Here is a 26915-nt window from a genome sequence, read left to right as displayed (position 1 = left end):
CTGCCTGTCCTCCGCAATCCGAAGTAACAGTTTAACACCATGGCAATGATCAGCTTTATCGTCTGCCTGTTGCTGTTTGCTGTAATCGGTGCCTTATCGATGCTCAAGCGTCAGCCTACTACCAGCGATTATCTGATTGCCGGACGCAATGTGCCGCCGTGGCTGGCCGGACTGTCGGCCGTTGCCACCAACAACAGTGGTTACATGTTTATCGGCATGATCGGTTTGACCTATAGCACGGGTCTCTCCTCGGTCTGGTTGATGATCGGCTGGATTATCGGTGACCTGACTGCTTCTTTGTTGATCATGAAAAAACTGAGGGATACCGCTGAAGCAGAGCATGTGCACTCATTCGGTGGCCTGCTTGCGCAGTGGCATGGCACCGACTACAACATGCTGCGCCGGGTCTCCGGCGTGCTCACAATACTGTTTCTTGGTGCCTACGCCGCAGCCCAGTTCACCGCAGGCAGCAAGGCACTGCATGTGCTGTTCGGGTGGGATGCATCCACCGGCGCAATCATCGGTGCCGGATTGGTGCTGCTGTATAGTTATAGCGGTGGTATCCGCGCTTCGATCTGGACGGATGCCGCGCAGTCCTTTGTCATGCTCGGGGCCATGTGTGCCCTGATGTGGACGGCGGCGGCAAGCCTGGGCTCAGGCAGCGAGATCTCCGAGCAGCTGATCGCTGTTTCGCCACAATTCATGCACTGGTTTCCCGACACGTCATGGCTGGGCGTGCTGCTGTTTATTGCCGGGTGGGTATTTGCCGGATTTGGCGTAGCCGGTCAGCCGCATATTGTGATCCGCTACATGGCGCTCGATCACTCGGAAAATCTGGGCCGCTTTCGTGTTTACTACTACACCTGGTTCACGTTGTTTTATGCAGCCACGATCGTGGTGGGGCTGCTTGCACGGCTGGTTCTCCCTGATGCAGGCAGTTTCGATGCCGAGCTGGCGCTGCCGATGATGTCGATGCAACTGCTGCCGGAAATCTGGGTCGGGCTGGTGCTGGCCGGTCTGTTTGCCGCAACGATGTCCACAGCCGATTCGCTGGTGCTTTCATGTTCCGCCTCACTCACCCGTGATCTGTTACCCGAGCACAAGGCCAGCTATACAGTCACCAAAGTGGCTACGGCTGTGATTGTGCTGGTGGGACTGGGTTTGTCGCTCTCCGGTAATCAGAGTGTCTTTGCGCTGGTGCTCATCGCCTGGGGGTTGCTCGCCACAGCTTTCGTGCCATTGCTCACCGTCTATGCCCTGGGAGGGCGGCCGTCGGAGAGGGTTGCGCTGATCATGCTGGGAGGCGGAGTGGCCGTATTTCTACTGTGGCGCTGGTACGGGCTCTCGCAGATGGTTTATGAAGTGCTGCCCGGTATGCTGGCAGGATTGCTACTCTTTGTGATTTTCAGGGGTAGAGGTAAGAGAGCTGCTCACCTGGCGTAAGTAAGCGATGCGATCAGGGTCCGACCTGACCGTGCATTGCCATGAAAGGGATCAGCTTCCGATATGGGCGATACACCACAAGCGGGCGCCCTGTGCATCATTAAATTCACCGTTAAGCTGGGCCTGATAGGCCTTGGCAAGCATCTCTCCCAAGACCGGCCCGGGCTCAATCCCCAGCTGCATCAACATATCGCCATCGACAATGCGGGCTGCAGCCTGCCGGTGCTGCTGCATCGACTGCGCCAGCTGCAACCAGGGTAGCGCCGGGCGCGAGGGGGGAGCCGGCGCACGACCGGAAGCATCGGCTTCAACCAGCATCTCCCACAGCTCAATATGAGCTGGCTGCAGACGCCAGGCCAGCCGGCGCACCGCGCGCGCAGTCGGATCGCCGAATAAATGGGTGATGTGCTCCTGTACCAGTGGCACTACTATTTTACCGATAGCGCCGGGCGCATGCATCCGCTGTAGTAGCCGGCGAGTCAGCGGTACGCCCGCTTTGCTATGGCCGGGGGAGCCGATACGTCCGTCCGGCTGTTGTACCGTTGTTTCAGGCTTGCCCAAATCATGGCACAGGGCGGCAAAGAGCAGGTGCTCACGATCAGGCCTGCTCAGGTGATGTTTTTTCGCCATCTCAGCCGCCTGATCCACGACTTGCAGGGTATGCACCCAGACATCGCCTTCCGGATGCCAGCGTGGATCCTGCGGGCACTGCTGCAGGGCCTGTAGTTCGGGGTAGCATGCCAGCCAGCCGCTGTCATGCAGTGCGATCAGTCCACAGGATGGAGAGCGGGCATGGCTCCATTTCTGCCATTCGATCCAGATGCGGGAGGCCGGCAGGGTGTCGGCTTCGGCTACCAGTGTCCGGCACATGGCGGCAGTTTCAGGCGCCAGATGAAACCTGAAGCGTGCAGCAAACTGCATGGCGCGCAGCGGACGCAGCGGATCTTCGGCAAAGGCCGGGCTGACATGACGCAGGATGCCTTCATCCAGATCGGACTGTCCGCCGTGCAAATCGAGCAGCCTGTGTTGCAACGGGTCATACATCATGGCATTGATCGTGAAATCCCTGCGCAGTGTGGCGATCTCCGGTGTCAGGTGCGGGTCGGTATGGACAACAAAACCGCGGTGGCCGCTGCCGGACTTGGACTCCGTGCGCGGCAGCGCCACATCGATCTCCATCTGCCGGAACCACAGCTTGTGCACGCCGAACTGTTTGCCGACCATTTCACAGCGGCCGAGTTGCTGCAGAGCGTCGCTAAGTGCAGCCTCAGTCAGGCCGTAAACCTCCAGATCATAATCCTTGGGATTGATATGCAGCATCAGATCGCGCACGCAACCGCCGACCAGCCAGGCATCGCCGCCTGCAGTGGCAAGGTGTCGACAGAGAAACAGGATCTCCGGCGGCAGCAGGTCCGGGTCTATGGCACCGGCGGGGTGAGTGGGGTTTGAGTGTTGCACAGGGCTATTTCACGGCGATATGCCGAGAATTGCAACTGCCGGCGTGTACGGCGGGGCTTATAATGCCGGAGGTGATGAAAATAAAACGACCTGTCGTATTACGCAGCTGTTACAGCTTTCTGCGCTACGCTGCTCCCGTTTCAGTTTGAGTTCAGTTTTTGGCATCATGATTCGCAAGGCTGTATGTTGACGGGCAGTGATGAGATAGAGCGCCCGGTCATGGGCAGGTATCTCCTGCAAACCGGCACCAGGATACGGACTTTAAGGGAGTAGCGGTATTCGGCCGTTCAGACAGCCATGCAATATGCAGCAACTCTGCTGCATTGACAGGCGTGTCCGGGACCGGTCGCACCGACAGATATGATGAGTCATAAGAAGAGAATATTTTCCGGACGCATGCGCTACCCGGCGCTACTGATCATGCTGATTACGGCAGCAGCATCTGCGCATGCCGATGAGCAACGGCCCAAGCCTGCGTGGGAAGTGGGTGTCGGTGCGGGCGTGGTATCACTGCCGCAATATATGGGTAGTGACGAGCGTTATACGCTGGCGATTCCGATTCCGTATCTGGTTTATCGTGGTAAACGGGTAAAGGTGGATCGCAATGGTATCCGGGCCGAGCTGTTCGGGCTGAAGCAGTTGACGCTCGATGCCTCGTTCGGGGCGGGTTTGCCGGTGCGTAACTCCAACCGTGCCCGCGCCGGCATGCCGGAGTTGAAATTCAACTTTCAGGCGGGTCCGCGCCTGAACTGGCATATGATTGAAACCGACCATGCCGATGTGAAGTTACGGCTGCCATGGCGCGGTATCATCGATGTCTCCGGTAGCACACTGGGCTGGCTGATTGAGCCGGATGTGCAGTGGCGCTGGCGGCCGACAGATCGTTTGAACCTGCGCTTTAATGCAGGAGCACTGTATGCCTCGCGCCGGTATAATGAGACCTATTATTCGGTTGCCCCGCAGTATGTCACGCCGACCAGGGCGGCCTACAGGGCCGGCGGCGGTCTTCACTCATTATCTGCGGCGGCAACGATGAGTTACGGCATCACGGATCATCTGCGGCTGTTCGGCACGCTGCGTTATCGCAATCTCAGCCCGGGTGTGATTGCTGCAAGTCCTTTGGTACGCGACCGCAATTACCTGATTATCGCAGCCGGTTTTACATGGAGTATCTGGCAGTCGGAGCAGGATGCTCACCCGTCATCGCGCGAGGAATAAGCGCACTTGCCTCTGCTGCTACCCATCAGTGATGATTCCTTATGGTAACAGCTGCTGTTACGCTAGGCTTGCGGCGGGTTGTGACAGCCGCATAACCGGCGCCTGAACGGGCTGAATGGAGAGGGATCGATGCAGGAAAGAATTGCCGTAGTCTTTGATTTTGACGATACGCTGGGACCGGACAGCACCTCGGGCTTTCTCGCTCATGCAGGCATTACCGATATTGAAGGCTTCTGGAAAGAGGTCGGTGGTATGATGGCGGAGGGGTGGGACCCGGTGCCTGCCTATCTGCATCACATGATCCATGCCTCCCGCAGCGGCCGGATTAAACCGATGACGTGTGATGCGCTGATGGCCTGGGGGAAAACGCTGCCGTTGTTTGAGGGGGTTGAGCAGGTCTTCTCACAATTGCGCGATGTGGTGGCGGATGCCAATCCGCGTGTGTCGCTGGAATTTTATCTGATCAGCTCCGGTATCGGCGATGTGCTGCGCCAGATGAGTATCGCGGACGAGTTTACCGATATCTGGGCTTCCGAGTTTCACTACGACGAGCAGGGGCATGCGGTAGCGCCGAAGCGGATTATCAGCTTTACCGACAAGACACGTTATCTGTTCCAGATCCAGAAGGGCGTGATAGGCCCGGCTTCCCGTGCCAAACCGTTTGCCGTGAACATGAAGGTGCCGTCGGATCAGCTGCGTATACCGCTGAATCAGATGATCTTTGTCGGAGACGGATATACCGATATCCCCTGTTTTTCGCTGATCAAGAAAGAGGGCGGTATCCCGATCGCCGTCTATGATCAGCGGCATGTGGAGAAGTGGGGCAATGCCTTCCAGTTCGTCGCCGACGGACGCGTATCCAATCTGCACTCGGCCAACTATCAGGCGGGTTCGGATCTGACCAACTTTCTCTCCATGGCTGTTCGCAGTCTGGCCCAGCACATCGCGGTATCTGCCAGTACCTATCAGGGATAAAGTGACTGCGTTGTGCCGCATGAGGCTATTTGTTTAACTCGGAATCCGTCACTTCGTATACCACAACAGGCTTCGTTTTTCCTTTGACTGTGACCTCATCCAGCCGCGTTACCCGGATATGTCCCAAACCGCCTGACACCGGTTTTTGGCCCTGCACGGGCAGCAGGTGTTCTATTTTCTGTAATGTGTATTCGGTCATCATAAAATGGACATTATAGTTGCGTGTCAGTGCTTCGACTCTGGCACCCAGATTCACGGCATCGCCGATGATGGTATAATCGAGTTTTTTTGTTTCAGAACCGATATTACCAACTATAACTTCACCTGTATTTAAGCCGATACCAATATCCAGTATCTCCTTTCCTTCCATCTGCCACTTGTGTTGTAGCTCTCCGAGACGTTGCAACATGTGCAGCGAGCATTGTGTTGCCAGTTCAGCATGGTTTTGCTGATTTCCCGGAGCGCCCCAGAAGGCCATGATTTCATCTCCGACAAACTTATCCAGTGTGCCGTCCCAATGCATGATCACATCGGTCATGGCTGATAATAACTCATTGAGTGCCGAGACAACTTCCTCCGGTGTGTGGTGTTCCGAATAGGTCGTAAAGCTCCTCACATCCGAGAAAAGTACGGTTACTTCACGCCGGATGCCGCCAAGTCTGGCCAGCTCCGGATGTTCCAACAGTTCGTTGACTACTTTTTCAGTAGTATAGTGAGAAAACATGGATTTTATTTCTCTGGCGTGTCGTTCCTCTGTCAGGAATCGATAAGCTGTCATGGCTGAATAGAGCACGAATACCGAGCCTGTAGGAATCAGCAGGTCAACCCACCAGCGGTAGCTGACAAACAGGTATTGCGTCACCAGCAGATAAACCAGTATGAAGCCGCTCGCAAGCAGGGCTCCTCCGAATGCCTTTAGCCGGGGCAGGGCAACAACTGCAACCAGGCAGAACAACAGGACAAAGGAAAAATTGAGCAGTTTGATCAACTCTTCCCTGGTGAAGAACTGCTGATGAATGATGTTCTCGCACGGCTGTCCGGTTAAGGAATCCGGAGGGATAAAAAAAGGTCTGAATTCCCAAGGGATATGGTAGATTTATTGTGATTGAGACAGCAAATCTACGCCCCGGAGAATTCAGACCATGAAGCATGCTAACACGGTTTTTCATCAATTGCTCAGAGTGATTCCGCGTCACCGTTTTGAGGAGGTTGTCAGGCGTTATGATGGTGACAGGCGTATCCGCAGTTTGTCCTGCTGGACGCAGTTTTGCGTCATGCTCTATGCGCAGCTTTGCTCCCGGCAGTCTCTGCGGGATGTGGTTTCGGCATGGGAAAGTCACGCCAGCAGGCACTATCACCTGGGAGCAGGCTCGGTGAGGCGTTCCACGCTTGCTGATGCCAATGTGAAGCGCTCTGCGGGCATGTATCTGGAGCTGTTTTACTGGCTTTTGCATCAGTTTCGCGGCAAGGGCATCCACCGCAAGGATGCCGTTCGGCTGATTGACTCCACGACGATTGACCTGTGCAAGCATCAGTTTGAATGGGCGAGCTTCCGCACCGGCAAATCGGGCGTGAAGGTGCATACGGTGTATGACCCTGATGCGCAGGTTCCCACCTTCTTTTCCATCACCGCAGCCAAAAAGCATGACAAGAAGGCTGCGGAGCACATGCCCCTGTTGCCCGGCGCCACTTATGTGTTCGACAGGGCCTACAACGATTACGCATGGTTCCATGACCTGACACAAAGGGATATCCGCTTCGTCAGCCGCATGAAGCGCAACGCGGAATTCGAGGTAGTGGCAACGCTCCCTGTATCAGATGACGGTGTATTGGAAGACCAGCATATCCGTCTGTCATCGGCCAAAGGCAGGAAGGAATGTCCGACCATCCTGCGCCGCATCTGCTTCGTGCATGAGGAAGATGGCAAGAAGCTTGTCTTTATCACCAATGACCTGAAGCGCTCCGCCGGAGCCATCGCAGCCCTGTACAAACAGCGCTGGCAAATTGAACTGTTCTTCAGGTGGATTAAACAGAACCTGAAGATCAAACGCTTCATCGGCACATCCGAGAACGCTGTCAAAATCCAGATTATCATTGCCATGATCGCCTATCTGCTGCTGCACATGGCAAGAAGGATCCTGCCTGCAAGCCGATCCATGCAACAACTGGCGAGACTCGTTTCCGTCAACCTCATGCAGCGACGAAACTTGCTCGAATTGCTGGCTGATTCCCCACCGCCGCCAAAGCGACGATTCGCCATAAATCAGCGACAAATGTGCCTCATCAATGCTTAACCGGACAACAGTGATGTTCTCGATAACGTTGGCCTGCTTTTCTATGCCGGAAAGTTGCGCAAAGGGAGTGATATGGGTATCGGATGTACCCAGTGCGGTTGTGCCGATCAGGACGATTTTACCCCGCAGTGCCGATGCCTTCACTTCTCCATCCAGCACATGCAGGGCCGAGACGGCAGGAAAGGTGTGGCCTTTGCCTGCGTAATTGATCAGTACCCTGCCAGAAGCATCGGTGCTGATGATCTGTTTACCCATGACAATACCTTCTCCCGCCACGAGCTGTACATCCTCTCTGGCAAGGCCCAGATAGTTCCTGGCTATCTCAAGTCCGAAACTGGGAAAATAATATTGTTCAAGTTGTATGGATAAAGGTTCCCAGCGGATAGCGCCATCCCTGTCGTACTGGGTATAGGCGCTGCCCAGTGACCAGGCTGCCTGCGTCAGTGCCTGAATCGGAAGTAATACGCTATTGGCGATAATCGGGCGCCTGAAGGGTTTCTCCTTGACGACCATGAAGGGGTAAAAAAAAAGTTCTTCGGGGATATTGGCTGAATCCGTTGTATGCTCACCTGTCATCGGAACCTGTACGGCAAAGGGCAGAATTACATTGCCTGCAGCGGCAATGGATTGGGCCAGTTTTGCATCGCCACTGGTTTCATTGGCCCTGTTTTTCAGATAAGAGAGAAATCCGTTGTCGGTATGACTGCTCCGCAGATACTGCTGCAAAATATCGTTTACCACTGCATTGCCATGATCTTTTTCGGGTTCGGTAAAGAGTATGTCCACGCCGATGGTTTTGGCTCCGGCTTCGGCACACTTGCTAATCAGCTCCGCGATCTTCTCTCTTGGCCACGGCCATCGACCTACGCCGGCAATACTCTCTTCATCAATGCCGACAATAACGATTTCATTGCCGACGGGACGCTCACCGCGCAACAAAAAACGGAAGTCGAAGGTTTTGTTTTCCATGAACTGGACAAAAAGAGGAGGCTGAATGATAAACAAGGTTGCAACAAGGAGAACTGCCCCGGCGATAATTAGATAAGGCAGGCGTTTATGGGCAGTTTTCACGAGCCGGGAATCCATCCCTCCACCGTTTACGCGTAGCCGCGCTGAAATGGACTGTTACGAGCCGCATTAAGCTTGTCGTATGCAGCACATCGAACCAGTGCCGGCATCGAAACATTAACACCCACTGGAACAATCCGAATTTGAGCCGGGTGGTGCGGGTGGTGCGGGTGGCGTGCGTGAGGCATTCAGCAGTGCGGGTGCCGTCTGGGTTACCGCGGGCTGTACCACGGGTAACCCGCTTCCAACGGGCATGCCACGCATAGAGCCAGACCTGCCGAACATCAAGCCGGACATAAAGCGCATGGTGTGCAAATCAACCATCTGTGGTGGCGGCGGGACAGGCGCGATCTCGGCGATGCTCGCAAGCCTGTGCTGGTCGGGCGAATGAACGTTTTCCGGTTTGGTTTCATTGATCAGAAGCTGGGCATATGCCGGTGGGGTAAATGTCGGTGCTGCTGGCGGTTTGCCCCATGCAACAAGCGTACGTTGTCCGGCCTGCAGCAGAATATGGCCGTGGACTGTGCGATCAATATTTCTGACTTCGACAACGCCCTCCAGTACCACCACCTCAGTTACCAGCGAGGACAATATATTCACGATGAAATCAGTTCCGCGAGCCGCCGCGATGGCTGTCGGTGTTTCTACTTCAAAGCGTGAATTTGCATTATCTCCTGCCTTCGCAACGATAGCCCGCATCTTCCCCCGCAGGGAGTGCAGCACGCCGCTGCGTACTTTCCTGTCGGCATCGAAGATGTACTCCTTTATTTCGAGCATATAGTCCGGCCCCATGTTGAGCATGCTGTCATCAATAAATCTGAGTTGGGTACGGGAGCGGTGTTTGGTGCGGATGATATCTCGCATAAAGGAGCCCATACCGACATATGCCGGTACCGGCGCTGCGGCCACCTGCCTCAGGGTATCGACCGAGCCGCTGACAGCTGTAAATCTGCCGATCTCGCCGGCATGCGTTGCGAAACCCGTTAGCAAGCTCGCAAATGCAACGATAGCGAATAATAAGCGAGGTGCTCTAATAAGCGTATTCAAAGCCCATCCCCGTGATATTTCTGGCATACTGATAGACACGTAGATTCGAATGCGCCTGAACGTGCGTATACTGGAGCAGCAGTTTCGCCTCATGCGTCAGGTTATATCTTAGTATGGGGGCCAGAGTGAATATACTGTCCCGCCGTTTCTGGCCGAAAACAGTATGAATATTTGAGTAGTTCTGGCGATAATATTCACCGTTGAAACGCAAGGTGAAATCATTGTTGAAGAAATACAGAGCCGAGAGGGAGAGCCGATGGCCCAGGTAGTCCCAGTTGTCGCCACGGGCGTTATCTGTATCAAAGGTGTAATCAACAGAGAGGTAGGCACGCTTGTCGTCGCTGTAGATATAATGCGTATAGCCGACTGATCCGTTCACAGCATCGCGGTCTTCAAATATATTGAGTGGCTGTTGCAGGAACTGTTTGCTTTGATAGCCCGCATGAACGATGCCGTGATACGTTGCGTTTATGGAGAAACTGAAGCTCGGATTTATACCGATAATGTTCAGGTAACGTTTGCGGCCAATCCAGTAATAATCTGTCCGTCCCTCGACCAGCAGGGTGCCCGCGCCAGTCTTCATATAGGGTGTCAGTGACATACTGGCCCCGTCCACATCCATGGCGGAGAGTTTGTTGTGGATGCTTTTATAATACCAGCCATCGGCGCGAAAACCGGATGTGCCACCGGATTCCGGCATATATCCGGCATGCATGGAAAGCACATGCACGAAGTCCCGTTGCCCCGACGGGAAGACGGCTGAAACCGTCGGTCCCGGTTTAAGTACCACGTTATCATCGTAATGCAGTCCATAGGCTATATCCAGATGCAGCGGACGAGCTGCTTGTTTATCCAGCAATTGCTGCAGGCTCAGGTCGGAATAAACCCCGGCAGGTGATCCCGCATCCATAGCGATTGCATTTCTGAACGTCTCCTCCGCAGCCAGCGGATCTTTCTGTCTGCTGTAGGCCACACCGATAGAATAGGTGACCTTCTGGGTGAATTCCGGGTCGAGCGACTGCGCCTGTTGTAAAGCATCAATGGCGGCCGGATAGTCTGCCAGCTCTATAAGAACCAGACCCTTCATATAGGCGGTGTACGCCGGTTGCGCGCCCTTGCTTGCACCAGACTCCAGTGCTGTCAGGGCTTCGGGATATCGCCCCAGCCTGTATAGCATCTCACCCAGATGTGTATAGACATCTCCTCTGGATGGATCCAGCTCTGCTGATCTGGAAAAGGCTGTTACTGCTTCCGGATATCTGAGCATTCCCTGATAGGTCAGTCCCAGTTGATAGTAAAGCGGGGCACTTTTGGGATTATCAGCTATCAGCTTCCGCAGTTGTGACAGCGCTTCTTCAAAATCACCCTTGTTATAGCTGTCATGCGCCTGAATAACTCCGGATGCACTCTCACCCTGAGGTGCATAGTCATGCCGCTCATCCGCTGTGTTCGGTTGCGATTTCCCGGGAGGATGATCCAGATCAAATATCACGACTACCTGAGCTTCGGCAGCAGCCGGATTTAGCGCCAGAGTTATGCCCGGGCCGGATAGAGTCAGCATGAAGATCAACCCCTGCCGTATGAATATTCCGGATTTCCTCATTGCTGAAAGCCGGGGATATTTGATTCATCTACATGATCAATCTGCTCGGGCTTCAAATACTTTTGGACGTATTCTTCGTATACCTTGTCGCGAATAAATATGTCGAACAGTTCCGGATCAATATGGTTGTCGAGCTTCATATAGCCAAGCACCTTCAATGCTGTAGAGAGCGTCATGGCTTTTTTGTAAGGCCGATTACCTGTCAGTGCTTCAAATATGTCTGCAATGGCCATGATACGCGCTTGCATCGGCAGCTGATCTGCGCTCAGGCCTTTGGGGTAGCCCTTGCCATCCATACGTTCGTGGTGCCCACCCGCAAACTCAGGTACTTTCTTTAAATATTCCGGAAAGGGGAGCTCCTCGAGCATTTTGATTGTCATGACAGCATGGTTATTGATGACCTCTCGTTCGGACGAGGTTAACGTGCCTTTGGCAATGGTCAGGTTTTCAACTTCATCGCTGTTGAGCAAAGGAATAATCTCTCCGTTTGCATCCCGGCATGTCTGCAAGGCGATCTGACGGACCCTTTGCTGATCCTCTTCTTGCATAAACTCGCCGCCTGTATTGATGTGATGCAGGAAAGCCCTGTCGTCTTCGAGTTGTTGAATGGTTTGATGGAAAATATTTTCTGCCGCCGCTATTGCGCTCTCATCGGGAGTTGCCTGTTTTCTGGCGAATTCATATTTCAGTTCGGCTTCGCGTCGAAGCAGGGCAAACCGGCCATCAATAATATGGATGCGATCAAAAATGGTTTCCAGTTTGGTCGCCTTATCAACAATATACTCCGGCGTTGTAACCTTGCCGCAGTCATGCAGCCAGGCCGCGATTTCCAGCTCATAACGGCTTTGTTCATCCAGGGTAAAATGTTCCAGCTGTTTGTCTGCTGCCATAGCCAGCAACATTGTGAGGACAGGTACCCGGTTACAGTGACCGCCGGTATAAGGTGATTTTGCGTCAATAGCGGTAGCAATCAATTTGATTAGCGATTCAAAAAGATGCTTCATCTCATCCAGCAACTGTTTGTTTGTCAGAGCTACTGCGGCCTGTGAGGCCAGCGATTCGGCAAGCATCTCATCATCCTCTGAAAAGGGGATGGTCATGTGGCTATCAGGGTCTGTTGCATTGATCAGTTCAAGGACGCCGATAATCTTGTTTTCGTGGTTTTTCATCGGTACGGTCAAAAATGAGGTTGAGCGATAGCCGGTTTTTGCATCGAACGCACGGGTGCCGGAAAAATCGAATGTTGTTGCCGAATAGGCATCGGGAATATTGATGGTTTTGCCACTGAGTACGGTGTTGGCGGCCACATGTTTCAGATTCGGATTGCCCTGTACATCATATAAAGGCAGTGCTTCAAACGGAATAGGCTCCCCGCTGGTGCCGCCCATGGCGAAATTCAGGCTATCTGTGCGCATGACTTCAAAACGTAATCTGTTGTCATCAGTAACCATAAACAGTGTTCCTGCATCAGCGCAGGTTAGTTCTTTGGCCTTGATTAATATCAGCTCCAGCAGGTGGGGCATATCCTTGTCTCTGGACAGGGCAATGCCGAGTTCATTCAGGTCATTGATGCACTTGAGCATTTTTTTCTTATTCATTTTCATGAAACCCTCCAGGCCCTGACCGATGTGCGGAATAACCGGTGAAGCTGGTTCCACTATCATAGCACAAATTGCAGCGTTATATATGACTGACTGCATGTGGAATAAATGGCGTAGCGTATGTTTAGGACGGCATAATCCTGATGTGGCGGACGCACGGCGTTGAATGACGACATGCTTGTTGTAAGGAGCATGTGCTTGGGAACGGGACGGTATCCAACCTGCACTCGGCCAACTATCAGGCGGGTTCGGATCTGACCAACTTTCTCTCCATGGCCGTGCGCAGTCTGGCCCAGCAGATCGCGGTATCCGCTAGTACCTATCAGGGATAATCAGCGCAGCGTCTGCCAGAGGGACTCCAGTTTTTTCAGCGATACAGGAATCGACGTTTTCAGGTCCTGCGCAAACAGCGAGACACGCAGCTCTTCGATCTGCCAGCGGAAATCGTCGATGGCCGAGGTATCGGCCTGCTGATGCTCAAGATCGGCACGGCGGGCGACATAGAGTGACCAGAGGCGGGAAAGCGCTTCGCGGTGCAGCTGATCCTGTTTGAGGTTGCGGCCGGCCTTGCCCAGTCGAATGGTTGCAGCCTGTATAAAGCGGGGATAATGGGCCAGCCACTCGGCCGGGGTATCGGCGATAAAGCCCGCAGAGACAAGCCGCTCTATCTGCTCGCGGATATCATCAACGACCGGCTTTAACGGGGCTGCACGGCTGTTTTCCAGCGCTGTAATCAGCTCTGTGTGGGCGGTGAGTGCTGCAGTGATATGGCCGGCCAGCTCTGCGGCACGGGCAACAATGCGGGATCGTCCCTGCTCCAGTCGCTGGTTAAATGCCGACTCGCTGCGCGGCAGCGGCTCATGCATAAACTGGGCGGTAAAGGCTGCTGTGATCAGGTCATCCTTTAAGGTGGATGGATCACCAATCAATGCATAGCGCATCGACATCTGCTGCAGCTGCGGCGTGCTCTTCTTCAGCATCTGCACCTGTTGATGCAGGTGCAGCATAAATAGTCTGAGCAGGCCCTTGCGGGTGATTGTATCGGCTTCATGACGGCTTTCGAATACCCGTATGGAGACTTTATCACCATCGTCCTGCAGGGCGGGAAAGAGCTGCAGCTGCATACCTCTGCGCAGTGTGCTGACGACAGTCGGCAGCTCACCGAAATCCCAGCGGGTGATGCCGGAGCGCTCAAGCGCTTGTACGGCATCGACCGCCTGCAGGCTGCGGCGGGAGTGGCCTGCATACTTATGTTGCAGCGCACGCAGATCGCGACTGCTCTCCACCTCTTTACCCTGCTCATCGAGCAGGCAGAACTGCATACGCATATGGGCAGGCAGGTTATCACTATGCCAGTCGGTGTGATGAGGCGTGACCCCGGTCATGCGGCCGAGCTCGCGGGCCAGCATATCAATCAGGCGGCCCTGGCCGAAGGGCATATTTTCAGCTGCCGCACGGGCGAAGTCGGGGGCCGGGACAAAGTGGCGGCGCATCGCTTTGGGCAGGCTTTTAATCAGCAGTAACAACTTCTCCTGCAGCATGCCGGGCACCAGCCACTCGAAACGCTCGGCATCGAGTTGTCCGAGTACCGGCAACGGCACAAGCAGCGTAATGCCGTCGGCCTTGTGCGCCGGATCGAAGTGATAACGGTATTTCAGTTTCAGCAGACCATCGATGAATGTGTCGGGGAAGGCGGCCGCATCGATTTGAGCGGCATCGCTATGCAGCAGCTCCTGTTGCTGCAGGTAGAGCAGTTTCGGCTGCTTTTTCTCCGCCTGCAGGCGCCACTGCTCGAAGAGTTTGCCGGTGAATACGTGGGCGGGAATAATCGCATCGAAGAAATCGAAAACCACCTGCTCTTCGGCCAGCAGATCGCGTCGGCGCTGCTTGGCCTCCAGCCTCTCCAGCTCGCTGATCAGCCGCCGGTTATGCAGGATCGCTTTGGCATGCGTATGGAACTCGTGCTGGACCAGCGCATGGCGGATAAACAGCTCGCGCGCCACGACCGGGTCGACAGGCCCGTAATGGATCAGCCGGCTGGCTATGATCGGTATGCCGTAGAGACTCAGTTTTTCATAAGCGGCGACCTGGGCGCGTTTGCGCGACCAGTGCGGCTCACTGTAGCTGCGATTAACCAGATGCGGCGCCAGCTCCTCCAACCATGCCGGATTGATCACTGCAGCAGTGCGACCGAACAGACGGGAGGTCTCGACCAGCTCTCCGCAGATCACCCATTTCGGCGGTTTTTTGCATAGTGCCGAGCCGGGAAAGAGTGAGAAGCGCAGATTACGTGCACCCAGATACTGCTTCTTCTTCTCATCATAGAGGCCGACATGGCTGAGCAGGCCGGCAAGCAGGGCACGATGGATCGCATCGGCCGTGGCCGGTTGTTTGTTCGGCGTCATCTTCATTTCGCGCACGACAGCCAGCAGCTGGCTATGCAGATCATGCCATTCGCGCAGCCTGATATAGGAGAGGAAGCGATCATGGCAGAGCTTGCGCAGTTTGGAGCGGGAGAGGTGGCGTGCCTGTTCGTGATACCAATCCCACAGTTTCAGCCAGACCAGGAAATCGGATGCCGGATCGGCAAACAGGCGGTGCTTTTCATCGGCCTGCTGCTGCATATCCATCGGCCTTGTGCGCGGGTCCTGCACGGAGAGGGCGGAGGCGATAATCAGCACCTCGTGTAGTGAGCGCTCGCTATCGGCCTGCAACAACATGCGGCCGATGCGCGGGTCAACCGGCAGGCGTACCAGTTTTTTACCGATCAATGTCAGCTCTCTCTTGCTATCGACCGCCTGTAACTCCTCCAGCAGCAGATAGCCGTCGCGGATGGCCGGCTTCTCCGGTGCATCCATGAACGGGAAAGCGGCGACATCACCGAGTCCCAGATTACTCATCTGCAGAATGACGCTGGCAAGGTTGGTGCGGCGAATTTCCGGATCGGTCTGCTCGGGCCGGTTATCAAAGCTCTCCTCGGAGTAGAGACGGATACAGATACCGGCAGCGACACGGCCGCAACGACCGGCCCGCTGGTTGGCGGAGGCCTGAGAGACCGGCTCGATCGGCAGGCGCTGCACTTTGGTGCGTGTGCTATAGCGGCTGATACGGGCCAGCCCCGAATCGATGACGAAACGAATGCCGGGCACGGTCAGGGATGTTTCCGCCACATTGGTGGCCAGCACGATGCGGCGTCCGGTATGTTTCTGAAATACCCGATCCTGCTCGGCAGGTGAGAGGCGTGAGAGCAGCGGGATGACCTCGGTTTGCGTCATCTTGTGCTGGTGCAGCGCCTCCGTTACCGCGCGGATCTCCCGCTCGCCCGGCAGGAAGATCAGAATATCGCCAAATCTGTCGATCAGGGCCGCTTCATCGACCGCATCCATAATCGCCTGCGGCAGATCGCGATCACGATCGTCATCGTCTCCCTGCAACGGGCGGTAGCGTATCTCGACCGGATGGGTGCGACCGGAGACCTCGATGACCGGCGCCTCGTTAAAAAAGGCGGAGAAGCGCCCGGTATTGATTGTGGCCGATGTGATGATGATTTTCAGATCGCGTCGTTTCGGCAGCAGTTGCTTGAGGTAACCGAGCAGGAAATCGATATTGAGGCTGCGCTCGTGCGCTTCATCAATGATGATGGTGTCATAGGCCAGCAGTAGCGGGTCGGACTGAATCTCGGCCAGCAGGATGCCGTCGGTCATCAACTTGATATAGGCATCTGTGCCGGTGTGATCGGAGAAACGCACCTTGTAACCGACATGCTCGCCGATCGGGCTGCCCATCTCTTCGGCAATACGGGTTGCTACCGAGCGGGCGGCGATACGGCGCGGCTGGGTATGACCGATCAGGCCTGCCATGCCGCGGCCCAGCTCCAGACATATCTTCGGGATCTGGGTGGTTTTGCCCGAGCCGGTCTCACCGGCGATGATCACCACCTGGTGCTTGGCAATGGCTGCGGCAATCGTCTCCCGCTTTTCCGACACCGGCAGCTCTGCCGGATAGCTGACTGCCGGGCAGGCCTGACGCCGCCTGGCATGGCAGGCTGATGATGCCGCAATCTCAGCGGTCAGCGCTGCCAGGGCGCGGTCCACCGGTTTTTTCTGTTGCAGGCGACGGCGCAATCCGTGCAGCCGCTTGCTCAGCTTACGTCGCTCGGCAATCATGCATTCGGCCAGTTGGCCGGATAGCTCATCGATCATGTGTGTGTGGTCGCTCATCGGAGCGGGGCACTCTATAGTAACCCCGCGCCAATTGTCCGCTCCGTTGTTGATTCAACTCGGGCACAATTTACAGGTTGCTGGTTCCCGACTCACAGGTATGGCAATAATTGTGTGACTCTGTCACCTCAGATGGGGAGGGCGAGCAAGGTTGCAGGGATAGATGACCGGCAGAAATTGGGTAGCAGCGGTCACTTGTTCTAGTTCTGTTTGGGGAGCCGTGTCTGGACGGTAGCAGGCATGAAGTGTCCTGATAATCACCAGTAATGCACATAACTCACATATTTACGCTATAGAGAAACCTTCGAAAGGTTTGGGGTCATGTATCCGTAGGCTCCCGTGTTACTTCTGCTCTGCCACTGGCTGAACATTGCAGGTTGCCGTGCGAGTGGTACCGCCGATGACTATCGGCTTGCAAGCAATGCGAATTTAGAAGAGCACCAGAAACAGTCGAAATCTCAATAACCTGAACTTATGGAAGTCCATTGAACGTACCCATCACATCGCCCGATACTTGAGGGATAGTCCGTCTTTATTGTTGATCGCATTTTACGTCTTTAACTTTTTCGCGCACCTTGTCACCTAATTCTCTTGGAATTAATCGGCTCCATCCACCTGAATATACCCTGTTGTCTGATTCTCGAGCGATATGTTGCCATGTAATGCTTCCATTTGTATCGAACTGCAGTAAACGTCCGCTGTTTGTTTCTTCAACAAAAAGTTCATTTTCTCCTACCAGGTCGGATCGACCTCTTGTTTCCGTATGTATATCCAATTTATTAAAAACATCTTTAAACGGCTTGCTAAGTGTTTTTGTTTGAAAATTATATAGGTCTATTTGACTGGATCCTTTGACACGACCACCTGGAATGCCAGTTGATATGTGATTGTTATCAAAAACTTCAATCACATGATCATTAACAATATCAACATCATGCTGATGAAGCCAAGGCCCTTGTTGATACCAAAGTACTTTATTTGTTGATGGTCTATAAAGCATTAACATTGATTGATTCCGCATACTTAAAAATACATCACCTTTTTTCCAATAAGGGCCATCTTCCAATACAGGCTGAATATCATTTAAATGGATCGGATCATCATTTTCTACTTCACCAAAAACCAGTGCTTCCATATCATTATCTTTAAAGATCTGCACTACCGATTTTTCAAAAAGTATGCTGCCATCAGGAGCAATCTGTGTAATTGCATCGTCATGAAAATTAACCGTTCCTAGTTCTACGGTTTTTGGTTCTATTACTTTAGGCACCCATAAGTTACCATCATCATCCATTTCAATAGAGTGGTGGTACAAATCATCATCTTTAAATATTGTCAAATTCGAGCAAAGGTCACTCTTTAACAGCGGGGTATACCCTTGCCCGCGTAAAATTAAATTACCATTCTCCAATAAAATATCATGCATTGGAATAAATCGTTTAGTATTATTATTCGTTTTTAAATCATTCAAATTAGTTTTTATATCAGTCTGTTCCCATAGTGGGTCCACATCAAAATGCCACTGATGTATTAGTTCCTGTGTATTCAGGTCAATCAACTCCGACACACCCATTGCTAAATCGCGATCATAACGATTTAGCAATAGATACCCGAGATCAGGACGTGTCCCTGGCATGTAATTAAACGTAAAACCTTTTTCCCCCTCAAATCGTTGCTCTTTGGTTCGTAGTCCAACACTAGGGTCTATTATTTCGGCATCATGGAAATGAAAAATAATCTGTTTTATATTGTCTACAACTAGACTGACCCTGTTTCTATAGTGGTTAGCAAACAAAATTGTGCCAATAATTAAAAATATTGCCCCGAGCGATACAATCCAAATTGGGATTTTTTTATATAAAAATTCTTCCACTAAAATCCTTGCTAAACAAAAAAATCATGTACAATATAAATGATTGGTTTATACGACTTTATTTATTTTAGAGCGTAGTGGATAATAATGAGGTATATACCAGCTGTCTATGCCGCTATAAGAGGAATCCAGCATTCCAGCCTTTCGTCACCAGAGAGCCCCCTGATTCAGGCATGTTGAATAGCCATCGATTTATAGACACATTGAGTATACATGCTCGGCCGAAAGCAATCGCTCAGGATAATCTGATACCCTCACTCCAATGGTGCCCAGTTTTGTCCTGTCCGGGGAGCCAAACAGGACTCGAACAAGTGACCGTAGTTGGCTAATTCAGGACAATGGCTGAATCTAATCGCCATGCCGGGTATTATCCATGTGGGCGCGCAGGGTCAGGTAGAGCACAGCGCCGTTGAACAGATGCCAGAACAGGTGCGTACCCATCGGCAGGGCGGCACAAACAGCGTTATCAATACTGCGCAGGATCAGCGACACCAGGAACAGGGCGGCAGCGCCAAGCAGCAGCCAGGGACCGTTTTTTCGGCTGCGATAATGATAGATGCCCATGCCGGAGAGAAAGAGCAGCGACGGCAGATATCCGGCCGAGCCGTTGATCAGCTGCGGATAGTGGGATGCCGCAATACTGGCCGAGAGAAAAACGGCCAGCAGTGCCGACAGTGGTAGCAGGGAAAGACCGGCGACGCGGCGCAGGTAGAGGGTGATAAAGGCAAGCTGGAATAGCGTGATCGGGATGACGTCGAGCCATTCGCTCCAGGCATTGGCGAACATATGGAACAGCGTCGAGCCTGTACCGATGGCAAGCAGCAGTACCAGCAGCAGGCCGAGCGATGCATCCACGCGGTCATTGCGGCGGGCCTGCCGCCAGATGGTCCAGGCGGCGATGAAAAAAGCGATATTGCTCAGGGTATTGAGCGGTTCCCCCCACAGGCCGGTGACCGTTCGTTCGCAGTACAGGTCAATCATTGTGCACCTCAGCTTAATACGCTGGTAAAGAAGTGGCCCAGCCCGGAAGTGAAAATCGCGATGCCGTAGAGCGAATGTTCAATCCAGACCGGCAGCAGACGTCCACTTTGCAGATAGGATCTGGCGAACAGGATGCCGCCCAGCATCGACAGGAATACGGCAACCATATTGCCGTACATGATATGCGCGAATGAGAACATCGCGATGTTGCTCAGCAGTAGCAGGACGGAGTTCGGAAACAGCGCGCTGTAGCGCCAGAAATAAAAGCGCCGGTAGACAAACTCCTGCGGCAGCACGGAAATCAGCGGGTAGAAGAGCAGGATCATCAACCAGATCTTGGCATGCAGTGCCGGTATGCTGAGAAAATGATTCGGAAAGGCCAGGCGGGAAAACAGGAAGATCGAGGCGGTGACCAGCACGATGCGCAGGGCTGTTTGTTGTGTGAGAGGTTGGCCGGTGACTGTAAAATCGGGTTTGCAGGCCAGGATGACGGAGAGCGCATAGAGTGCAGCCAGACTCAGGTAGACGAATTTACTAAACGGCAGCAGGTTCAGAAACAGCAACAGCGGCAGGCAGAGGAACAGCAGGCACCACTCCAACCATCGCAATCTCATTGCATTCTCCCGAAAAAGCCGGCCCGGCAAAGTCGATACAGTGTTGGCTTCGGTAATCCGCCGGAGTGCATAGGGCGGCAGTATAACCCGGATAAGGGGTGATCCTCCAGCGCTTCTGTGTTCGGGCAGCCTTCTGCTGCGCCTGCAGTCCGGCAAATATTGCAGTGGCGCCGGCAGCTTGTCAGGCTCGCTGACCATTAACGGGCGGGCGATTGTAAGGCCGATATAAGAAACGACAATAAAGACAGAGTAAAAAGCAGGTGAGATGGATATCGATATTTGGCAGATGATGGGCTCAATGGCGGCGCTGGCGTTTACCGTCGGTTTCGTGGATCAGCTGCGCATCACCTACAAGACCCGTGATGTGGAGGGGTTATCGCTGCTGCAGTGGGTGGTGTTTGCCGCCGCATCGGCCACATTTGCCGCCTATTATGTGCATCTGGAGCAGTGGATGATGGTTACCGTATCGGTTTTCGGAACCCTCTGCTGCTTAACGATTATCGCCATGATTTTCAGCTTCAGGCAGAAAATAGCATGACGATGCAGCCGCTGAATATAGCGCAGTGCCAGACGCCGGTAGCAGACGCTCTGCAGGCAGGTGCGCTGCTGCTGACAGCCTCCTCATCGCTGGCCGGGGATTGGAAACGTCGGCTTGTAACGGCTTCGGGATGCGCTGTTACCGCCACGCCTGCGGTGGAGAGTTGGCAGCGCTGGTTAAACGGCATGGCCCGCACAGAGCCGGAGATACCGGTTGCCTATAATCAGTTGCAGGCCATTGAGCTGTGGGAGCAGATTATTCGCGCCGATCTGCCGCAGGGCGCGGCTTCCGCTTCGCTGCGCGGCCTGGCGGTGCATGCCGATAGTGCTTATGCGCTGATGTGCGAATACCGGATGGATGTGAACGGGCTTGCCGGTGCAGGAGAGGAGGCCGAAGCATTCGGTCGCTGGCAGCAGCAGATGCAACAGCAGTGCCGCAAAAACGGGCGTATGCTTGTGGCCGATACGGCCGCAGCACTACTGCCGGGGATTGCATCTGCCGCTGCCTGCTCCCATATCCTGCTCGACGGCTTTGATGGCTATACGCCGATGCAGCAGGCGTTGCTGCTTGCCCTGCAGCAGGCGGGTGTGAACATTGAATCGGTGCAGACTACGCGGTGTGAAGAGCCGTTGATGCAGCTGGTTTGCTGTCGCGATGCGGAGGCTGAATACCGTCATCTGGCCGGCGCTGTCAAAACGATGCTGGCTGAGAATCCGAACCGGCGCATCGCTATTGTTACCGCCTCGCGACGGGTGGACGAGGCAAAGCTGGGCAGGATACTCGATGAAACGCTGTTGCAGCAGCAGGCGTTGCCGGTGGGTGCCTGTCTGCAGGCGGTGCATATGCCGGGGCCTGCGCTGTCATCGATGCCGTTAATCAGCCAGTTGCTGCACCTGTTGTCGCTGGCCGGTCGTAGCGGCGCGGGCTTCACCGATTTCTCCAGACTGCTGTTCTCGCCCGGTCTTAAAGGGTATCAGGATGAGCGGCTGGCGCGGGCCGGGCTGGATGCTCTACTGCGCAAACACAACCGCCATTATGTCTCGTTTAAATCACTTCTGGCATCCGAGCAGCTTCATGAGCTCAAAGCATTCGCCGATATACTCAAGCAGCTGCTGCTGTGGAAAACAGGGCGCCAGACAGCGGGCGAGTGGGTGAGAGCGGTGCATGGCCTGATGCAGACATGCGGCTTTTTACAATCTGATCCGACAGAAGCGCGCTCCGCGATAGAGGTGCGTCAGCTCAATGCTTTCAGGGATTGTCTGAGCTCGCTGGTGTCGATGGAGTGCGTCTGCAAGACACTTGAGTGGTCCCGCTTTTTATCCCTGCTCAGGCAGGTCAGCAGTGAGACGCAGCTGCCGCTGCCGGCAGAGCTGCCGCAGGTGAGTGTGATGCCGCTCTCCGCCATTGCAGGTATGCGCTATGATGCCGCATTTGCCATTGGTATGGATGATGAGGCGCTGCCTGAGCCTGCAATGGTGCAACCGCTGCTGCCGCTGAGTATGCAGCGCAAATACAATCTGCCCGGTGCAACGGCTGAATCGGCATTTGCCGCCTCAACTTTTCTCTGGCAGCAGTTGCAGCACGCAGCTCCGATTCTCTGCCTGAGCTATGCCTGCGAGGGTGAGCAGCGGGAGCTGTCGGTTTCACCTTTGCTGGCCGGATTGTCCGAGTCGATTGCTACAGTTGAGCCGGTTGAAACGGAGCTTGCGGAGACGGAGAGTTATACCGACACGCCGGCAGTTCCGCTCGAGCAGAACGAATCGGTCTACGGCGGTGCTTCCATCATCAAAAATCAGTCGGCCTGCCCGTTCCGCGCCTTTGCCACGCACAGGCTGGCCATCGTGCCGCTGGATGAAACAGAGCCAGGTATTGATGCGGCCGAGAAGGGATCATTGATTCACCGGGCGCTGGAATTTATCTGGCGGAAACTGGGCTCGCAGCAGGCGTTGCTGGCGCTGGATCAGGCGGGGAGAGAGACTCTGATCGCAGCGGCAGTCGAAGCGGCATTTGCATCCGACCGGACGAGCGTGAGCGGTGCTGCACGCGGCTTTGAGCAGCAACGTATGGCCGGTGTGCTGGCCGAATGGCTGGAGATCGAACAGCGCAGGCCGCCATTCACCGTAGTCAAATGTGAGCAGCCCTATCGCTTGCAGCTGCCGCAAGCAGCGGCCACTCAGTTCAGTGTCAATATCAAGGCCGACCGAATCGATAAGGATGCAGAGGGGCATCAGATCCTTATCGATTACAAGACCGGGCAGGGGCAGAGCATCGGCAAATGGATGGGAGAGCGCATGAGTGAGCCGCAGCTGCCGCTCTATGCCGTGGCAGCCGGACTCGGCGAGCATGATGCGGTGGCATTTGCGCGCGTGCGCAGCGGCGATATGGACTTTGAGGGGCTCTCCGGCGAGAACACCGGCATCCACGGAATCGCCGTCTGCGACGGCAAGAGCCGGCGACCGGAGGATTGGCTGCAGGTACTGGAGACGTGGCAGAATGATATCAATGCGCTGGCGGCGGAGTTTGTCAGCGGGCGAAGTGAAGTGGCACCGGTGGATGCATCAGCCTGTCAATATTGCGCTCTGGAAGCGGTGTGCCGGATCGATGAGACCGGGTTCGACAGCGATGCGGGAGCGGATATATGAGTGCCAAAGTCAGGCTACAGGCGCGTAATCCGGCAGCATCATTTCTGGTGCAGGCTCCGGCCGGCTCCGGCAAGACCGAGCTGTTAACTCAGCGCATTCTGCGATTGCTGGCCGTGGTCGATGCGCCGGAGGAGATACTGGCGCTGACCTTTACCCGCAAAGCGGCAGCCGAGATGCGCGGGCGCGTACTTGAAGCTCTGGCAATGACTGAGCCGGTGGACCCGGCTTCGCACAAGATGGATACATGGCGTCTGGCGCAGGCGGCGCTGGCCCGATCGAATGCCTGCGGCTGGCACCTGGAAAAGCATCCCTCCCGCTTGCGAATGATGACGCTCGACAGCTTTACGCATGCGCTGGCAAGCCAGATGCCGCTGCTCTCCGGTTTCGGCCGTATGCCTGCAGCCTGTAATTATCCGCTGCCGCTCTACCGGGAAGCTGCGGAGCTGGCGGTGGAGAAGATGATACTGCGCTCGCCTGATCGGGCAGCCGTGCTGCTGTTGCATCAGGATCATAACAGTGTCGCGCTGATCAATCTGGTTGCGGCGATGCTGGGACGACGCGATCAGTGGCTCAGGGATGTACAGCTGCATGCCGGAGATACGCATGCGCTGCGTGCCGTGCTGGAGGATTCCCTCTTTGCGATTATGGATGAGCGCCTGCAACAGTGCGATGCACTGATGCCTGCCGGCGCGAAACAGGAGCTGCCGGCACTGCTCGCTTTTGCCGGCAGCAATCGCGGCGATGATGATCTGGCTGCACTGTCATCATGGCCTGCAGCCAGGATCACGAATTTGCCGCAATGGCAGCGTCTGCTGCCGGAACTGATGACGGCAAATGGACTGAGAAAGCCCGGCGGCATCAATGTCAGGCGCGGTTTCCCCGCCACTAAAGAGCATGCGGCGACAAAACAGCAGTTTCAGCAGTGGCTGGAGCAACTGGCGCAGATTGACGGCCTGGAGGAGAGCTTTGCGGCTCTGATGACGCTGCCTGCAGAACCCCGTTTCGCCGAGAGCCAGTGGCAGGTGCTGGAATCGCTCTTCTCGCTGCTGCTGGCAGCGGATACCCGGTTGCAGCGACTCTTCGAGCAGCGCGGTGAGGCGGACTTTATCGAGATTGCGTTACGGGCGATGCGGGCACTGGAAGATGAGGCGGGCAATCCGACCGATTTGCTGCTAAAGCTGGATTATCGCATTCATCATATTCTGGTGGACGAGTTCCAGGACACTTCACTGCTGCAGATCCGGCTGCTGCAGAGCCTGACCGCCGGCTGGCAGGCGGCGGACGGATATGATCGCAGCCTGTTCATGGTCGGCGATCCGATGCAGTCGATCTATCGCTTCCGCAAGGCGGAGGTGGGACTGTTCCTACTGGCATCGGCAAACCGGGCGGGTCTGCCCGAGGTGGAGAAGCTGACACTGGAGCGCAATTTCCGCTCGGCTCCGGCGATTGTCGACTGGGTAAACCGTGCGTTTGCAACGATCTTTCCGGATGAGCCGGATATACTGCTTGGCGCTGTCGAGCATGCGGCGGCGGATGCTGCACTGGATCATGCGGGTGTTGTGCGACTCTCCCTGCAGCAGGATGATGAGCAGGAGGCAGCGGCCGTGGTTGAAGCTGTGCGGCAGGAGCTGGGAAAGAGAACACCGGCCGGCAAGCCGCAGCGGATTGCCATTCTGGCCCGCTCACGCAAGCACCTGCACAGTATTATGCCGGCGCTGACTGCCGCTTCGATTGCTTATAAGGCCATCGATATTCTGCCGCTGAACAGGCGTCCGGAGATCCGGCAGATGCGGGCTCTGTTACGGGCGCTGCTGCATGCGGCCGATCGGGAGTCGTGGGCAGCACTGTTGCGCGGTCCCTGTTGCGGGCTCTCCACGCAAGCGCTGCACGGACTGCTCTCCGGCGATGCGAGGCCGGTGCTATCGACCCTCTCTGATGAAACGCGTCTGGCCGGAATCGATGCGGATGCGAGAGATCGCGTCCGCTTCCTTATCCGGGCGCTTGCGCCGTCGCTGCAGGCTGCCGGCCGCGTACCTCTGCGCGGCCTGCTGACATGCGCCTGGCAGCGCATGGGTATGCCGGGGCTGCTAAGCCCTGAGGCGACAGGCAATATCGATGCGATGCTTGCGCTGATTGATGAGCTGGAAGAGGGGGGCTCTATTGTCTTCAGCCTGCTTGATGAACGACTGGAAAAGCTCTATGCGGAGCCATCCCTCTTAGCAGGGGGTGACGAATCTCCCCGTGTCGAATTGCTGACCATGCACGGTGCAAAGGGATTGCAGTGGGATGTGGTGATTCTGCCAGGGCTGGGTAAAAAGGGGAGCAATAGTGATACACCGGTGCTCGCATTTGCCGATGTGCCGGTACAGGAGGGCGTGCATCCGCTGATTGCCGTACGTGCTGCCGTGCGTAGCAGCGATGCCGTTTACGACCTGGTTCGTGATGTTGAAAAGAAACGTGAAAACAATGAGTTGGCACGATTGCTTTATGTGGCATGTACGCGTGCTGAAACCACGCTGCTGATGTTCGGAGAGGTCTCGGAGAAGAGCGGGCAGGCGGCTGCCGGTTCACTACTGAAGCTGCTGTTACCTGATGGTATTGAAGACGACTGTTTTGGTGCCGACAGGGTTGAGGCGACACAGAGTGAGGCGACAACACTCTCCGCCAAAACACCACTGCTGCGCATGTGCAGCCTGCCGCTGTTGCCCGATGATCTGCCTGTCACGGCAGAGAGTGAGACCGAATACTTCTGGGCCGGTGCGGAGGCGGCACCGGTCGGCAATGCCATGCATGCAGCCCTGCAGCATGTGGCTGAGCGCGGTATCGAGCGCTGGCAGGCAGCCGACAGCGCGGCCGAAGTCGCACAGATATCGAGACTGCTCATGGCCGAGGGCTTATCCGGTCGTACGCTATCCGATGCCACCGCGCGCTGCGAGGCGGCACTGACACGTGTGTTGGCCAGCAATCACGCAAAGCGGATTCTCTCCGGAGAGCAGAGCGATGCGCATTGCGAGTGGGCACTGAGTTCGCACCATGGCGGTTTTATCTCCCATCACGTGATTGACCGCAGTTTTATCGATGCCGATGGCGTGCGCTGGATTATTGATTATAAAACGGCCTCGCACGAAGGCGGCGACCTGCAGGGCTTCCTTGCCGAGGAGTCGACACGCCATGCGCCGCAGTTACAGCGCTATGCCGCGATTCTGGGCGAGCTGGAACCGCAGCGGGAGATCCGCGCGGCACTCTATTTTCCGATGCTCGATGCCCTGTGCGAAGTGCCATCTGCTCCGGCCATTGAAGGCGAATCTGCGTGAATTTCAGGTAACAGGGTTCGGGGAGA

17 protein-coding genes and 1 pseudogene are annotated in these 26915 nt (G+C 55.2%); 8 read left to right on the top strand and 10 right to left on the bottom strand.

The features are described from left to right. Nucleotides 1-39 precede the first annotated feature (39 nt). Nucleotides 40-1443 (top strand): sodium/proline symporter, encoded by a 1404-nt coding sequence (locus tag SPV1_RS10555; RefSeq protein ID WP_009851184.1) that lies wholly within the window; start codon nucleotides 40-42, stop codon nucleotides 1441-1443. Nucleotides 1444-1494: 51 nt separating this feature from the next. On the opposite strand, the gene SPV1_RS10550 is transcribed toward SPV1_RS10555, so the two are convergent. Next, a complete protein-coding gene (locus SPV1_RS10550; RefSeq protein ID WP_009851183.1) occupies nucleotides 1495-2901 on the bottom strand; it encodes a CCA tRNA nucleotidyltransferase in 1407 nt (468 codons plus the stop codon). 363 nt (nucleotides 2902-3264) lie between these two features. Between SPV1_RS10550 and SPV1_RS10545 the strand changes: the two genes are divergently transcribed. Both SPV1_RS10545 and SPV1_RS10540 read left to right on the top strand, forming a co-directional pair. Further along, nucleotides 3265-4119: a MipA/OmpV family protein gene (locus tag SPV1_RS10545; RefSeq protein ID WP_040881940.1), complete on the top strand. Its 855-nt coding sequence runs from the start codon at nucleotides 3265-3267 to the stop codon at nucleotides 4117-4119. Nucleotides 4120-4248: 129 nt separating this feature from the next. Beyond that, the gene (locus tag SPV1_RS10540; protein WP_009851180.1) at nucleotides 4249-5094 is read left to right on the top strand and encodes an HAD family hydrolase; all 846 of its coding nucleotides are present in this window, start codon (nucleotides 4249-4251) and stop codon (nucleotides 5092-5094) included. A 25-nt stretch (nucleotides 5095-5119) separates the two neighbouring features. On the opposite strand, the gene SPV1_RS10535 is transcribed toward SPV1_RS10540, so the two are convergent. Then, the gene (locus SPV1_RS10535; protein WP_009851179.1) at nucleotides 5120-6082 is read right to left on the bottom strand and encodes an adenylate/guanylate cyclase domain-containing protein; all 963 of its coding nucleotides are present in this window, start codon (nucleotides 6080-6082) and stop codon (nucleotides 5120-5122) included. 154 nt (nucleotides 6083-6236) lie between these two features. On the opposite strand from SPV1_RS10535, the gene SPV1_RS10530 reads away from it, so the two are divergent. After that, nucleotides 6237-7388, top strand: a complete 1152-nt coding sequence (locus SPV1_RS10530; RefSeq protein ID WP_009849287.1) for an IS4 family transposase — start codon at nucleotides 6237-6239, stop codon at nucleotides 7386-7388. 69 nt (nucleotides 7389-7457) lie between these two features. On the opposite strand, the pseudogene SPV1_RS14805 reads toward SPV1_RS10530, so the two are convergent. The 4 genes and pseudogenes from SPV1_RS14805 to SPV1_RS10505 all read right to left on the bottom strand — a co-directional run. Further along, nucleotides 7458-8357: pseudogene (locus SPV1_RS14805) on the bottom strand (CHASE2 domain-containing protein); the annotation flags it as partial. Nucleotides 8358-8573: 216 nt separating this feature from the next. Then, complete coding sequence (locus SPV1_RS13980) at nucleotides 8574-9446, bottom strand: FecR family protein (RefSeq protein ID WP_009851177.1); 873 nt, start codon at nucleotides 9444-9446, stop codon at nucleotides 8574-8576. A 40-nt stretch (nucleotides 9447-9486) separates the two neighbouring features. After that, nucleotides 9487-11064 carry a tetratricopeptide repeat protein gene (locus SPV1_RS10510; protein WP_040881831.1) on the bottom strand — a complete coding sequence of 526 codons (1578 nt, stop codon included), beginning with the start codon at nucleotides 11062-11064 and terminating at the stop codon, nucleotides 9487-9489. Between the two features lie 38 nt (nucleotides 11065-11102). Next, on the bottom strand, nucleotides 11103-12710 hold the full coding sequence (locus SPV1_RS10505; protein ID WP_196795125.1) for an HD family phosphohydrolase: 1608 nt from the start codon (nucleotides 12708-12710) through the stop codon (nucleotides 11103-11105). Nucleotides 12711-12901: 191 nt separating this feature from the next. On the opposite strand from SPV1_RS10505, the gene SPV1_RS14365 reads away from it, so the two are divergent. Beyond that, nucleotides 12902-13039 (top strand): hypothetical protein, encoded by a 138-nt coding sequence (locus SPV1_RS14365; RefSeq protein WP_009851174.1) that lies wholly within the window; start codon nucleotides 12902-12904, stop codon nucleotides 13037-13039. Here the strand turns inward: SPV1_RS14365 and hrpA are convergent, their stop codons facing one another. From hrpA to SPV1_RS10485, 4 genes are all read right to left on the bottom strand, one after another. Next, the gene (gene hrpA / locus SPV1_RS10500; RefSeq protein ID WP_009851173.1) at nucleotides 13040-16909 is read right to left on the bottom strand and encodes an ATP-dependent RNA helicase HrpA; all 3870 of its coding nucleotides are present in this window, start codon (nucleotides 16907-16909) and stop codon (nucleotides 13040-13042) included. A 550-nt stretch (nucleotides 16910-17459) separates the two neighbouring features. Further along, nucleotides 17460-18800, bottom strand: a complete 1341-nt coding sequence (locus SPV1_RS10495) for an arylsulfotransferase family protein (RefSeq protein ID WP_009851172.1) — start codon at nucleotides 18798-18800, stop codon at nucleotides 17460-17462. A gap of 348 nt (nucleotides 18801-19148) precedes the next feature. Next, nucleotides 19149-19781 (bottom strand): ceramidase domain-containing protein, encoded by a 633-nt coding sequence (locus SPV1_RS10490; RefSeq protein ID WP_009851171.1) that lies wholly within the window; start codon nucleotides 19779-19781, stop codon nucleotides 19149-19151. 8 nt (nucleotides 19782-19789) lie between these two features. Beyond that, a complete protein-coding gene (locus SPV1_RS10485) occupies nucleotides 19790-20395 on the bottom strand; it encodes a CPBP family glutamic-type intramembrane protease (RefSeq protein WP_040881830.1) in 606 nt (201 codons plus the stop codon). A 265-nt stretch (nucleotides 20396-20660) separates the two neighbouring features. Between SPV1_RS10485 and SPV1_RS10480 the strand changes: the two genes are divergently transcribed. From SPV1_RS10480 to SPV1_RS10470, 3 genes are read left to right on the top strand one after another with little or no spacing between them, the layout of a single operon-like run. After that, a complete protein-coding gene (locus SPV1_RS10480) occupies nucleotides 20661-20933 on the top strand; it encodes a hypothetical protein (RefSeq protein ID WP_009851169.1) in 273 nt (90 codons plus the stop codon). After that, a complete protein-coding gene (locus SPV1_RS10475) occupies nucleotides 20930-23575 on the top strand; it encodes a PD-(D/E)XK nuclease family protein (RefSeq protein WP_009851168.1) in 2646 nt (881 codons plus the stop codon). Before SPV1_RS10480 ends, SPV1_RS10475 begins: the two co-directional genes overlap by 4 nt. After that, nucleotides 23572-26889: a UvrD-helicase domain-containing protein gene (locus tag SPV1_RS10470; RefSeq protein ID WP_009851167.1), complete on the top strand. Its 3318-nt coding sequence runs from the start codon at nucleotides 23572-23574 to the stop codon at nucleotides 26887-26889. The genes SPV1_RS10475 and SPV1_RS10470 overlap by 4 nt, the downstream gene beginning before the upstream one ends. Nucleotides 26890-26915 lie beyond the last annotated feature (26 nt).

Source organism: Mariprofundus ferrooxydans PV-1, assembly GCF_000153765.1.
Classification (GTDB): domain Bacteria; phylum Pseudomonadota; class Zetaproteobacteria; order Mariprofundales; family Mariprofundaceae; genus Mariprofundus; species Mariprofundus ferrooxydans.
This window is presented reverse-complemented; position numbering and strand designations above follow the sequence as displayed.

Excerpts from the sequence above, each read along its gene's own strand:
- SPV1_RS10540 (WP_009851180.1), top strand. The coding sequence starts at position 4,249 with ATGCAGGAAAGAATTGCCGTAGTCTTTGATTTTGACGATACGCTGGGA.
- SPV1_RS10485 (WP_040881830.1), bottom strand. The coding sequence starts at position 20,395 with ATGAGATTGCGATGGTTGGAGTGGTGCCTGCTGTTCCTCTGCCTGCCG.
- SPV1_RS10545 (WP_040881940.1), top strand. The coding sequence starts at position 3,265 with ATGAGTCATAAGAAGAGAATATTTTCCGGACGCATGCGCTACCCGGCG.
- SPV1_RS10555 (WP_009851184.1), top strand. The coding sequence starts at position 40 with ATGGCAATGATCAGCTTTATCGTCTGCCTGTTGCTGTTTGCTGTAATC.
- SPV1_RS10470 (WP_009851167.1), top strand. The coding sequence starts at position 23,572 with ATGAGTGCCAAAGTCAGGCTACAGGCGCGTAATCCGGCAGCATCATTT.
- SPV1_RS10505 (WP_196795125.1), bottom strand. The coding sequence starts at position 12,710 with ATGAAAATGAATAAGAAAAAAATGCTCAAGTGCATCAATGACCTGAAT.
- hrpA (WP_009851173.1), bottom strand. The coding sequence starts at position 16,909 with ATGATCGATGAGCTATCCGGCCAACTGGCCGAATGCATGATTGCCGAG.
- SPV1_RS10480 (WP_009851169.1), top strand. The coding sequence starts at position 20,661 with ATGGATATCGATATTTGGCAGATGATGGGCTCAATGGCGGCGCTGGCG.
- SPV1_RS10475 (WP_009851168.1), top strand. The coding sequence starts at position 20,930 with ATGACGATGCAGCCGCTGAATATAGCGCAGTGCCAGACGCCGGTAGCA.
- SPV1_RS10490 (WP_009851171.1), bottom strand. The coding sequence starts at position 19,781 with ATGATTGACCTGTACTGCGAACGAACGGTCACCGGCCTGTGGGGGGAA.
- SPV1_RS10510 (WP_040881831.1), bottom strand. The coding sequence starts at position 11,064 with ATGCTGACTCTATCCGGCCCGGGCATAACTCTGGCGCTAAATCCGGCT.
- SPV1_RS10530 (WP_009849287.1), top strand. The coding sequence starts at position 6,237 with ATGAAGCATGCTAACACGGTTTTTCATCAATTGCTCAGAGTGATTCCG.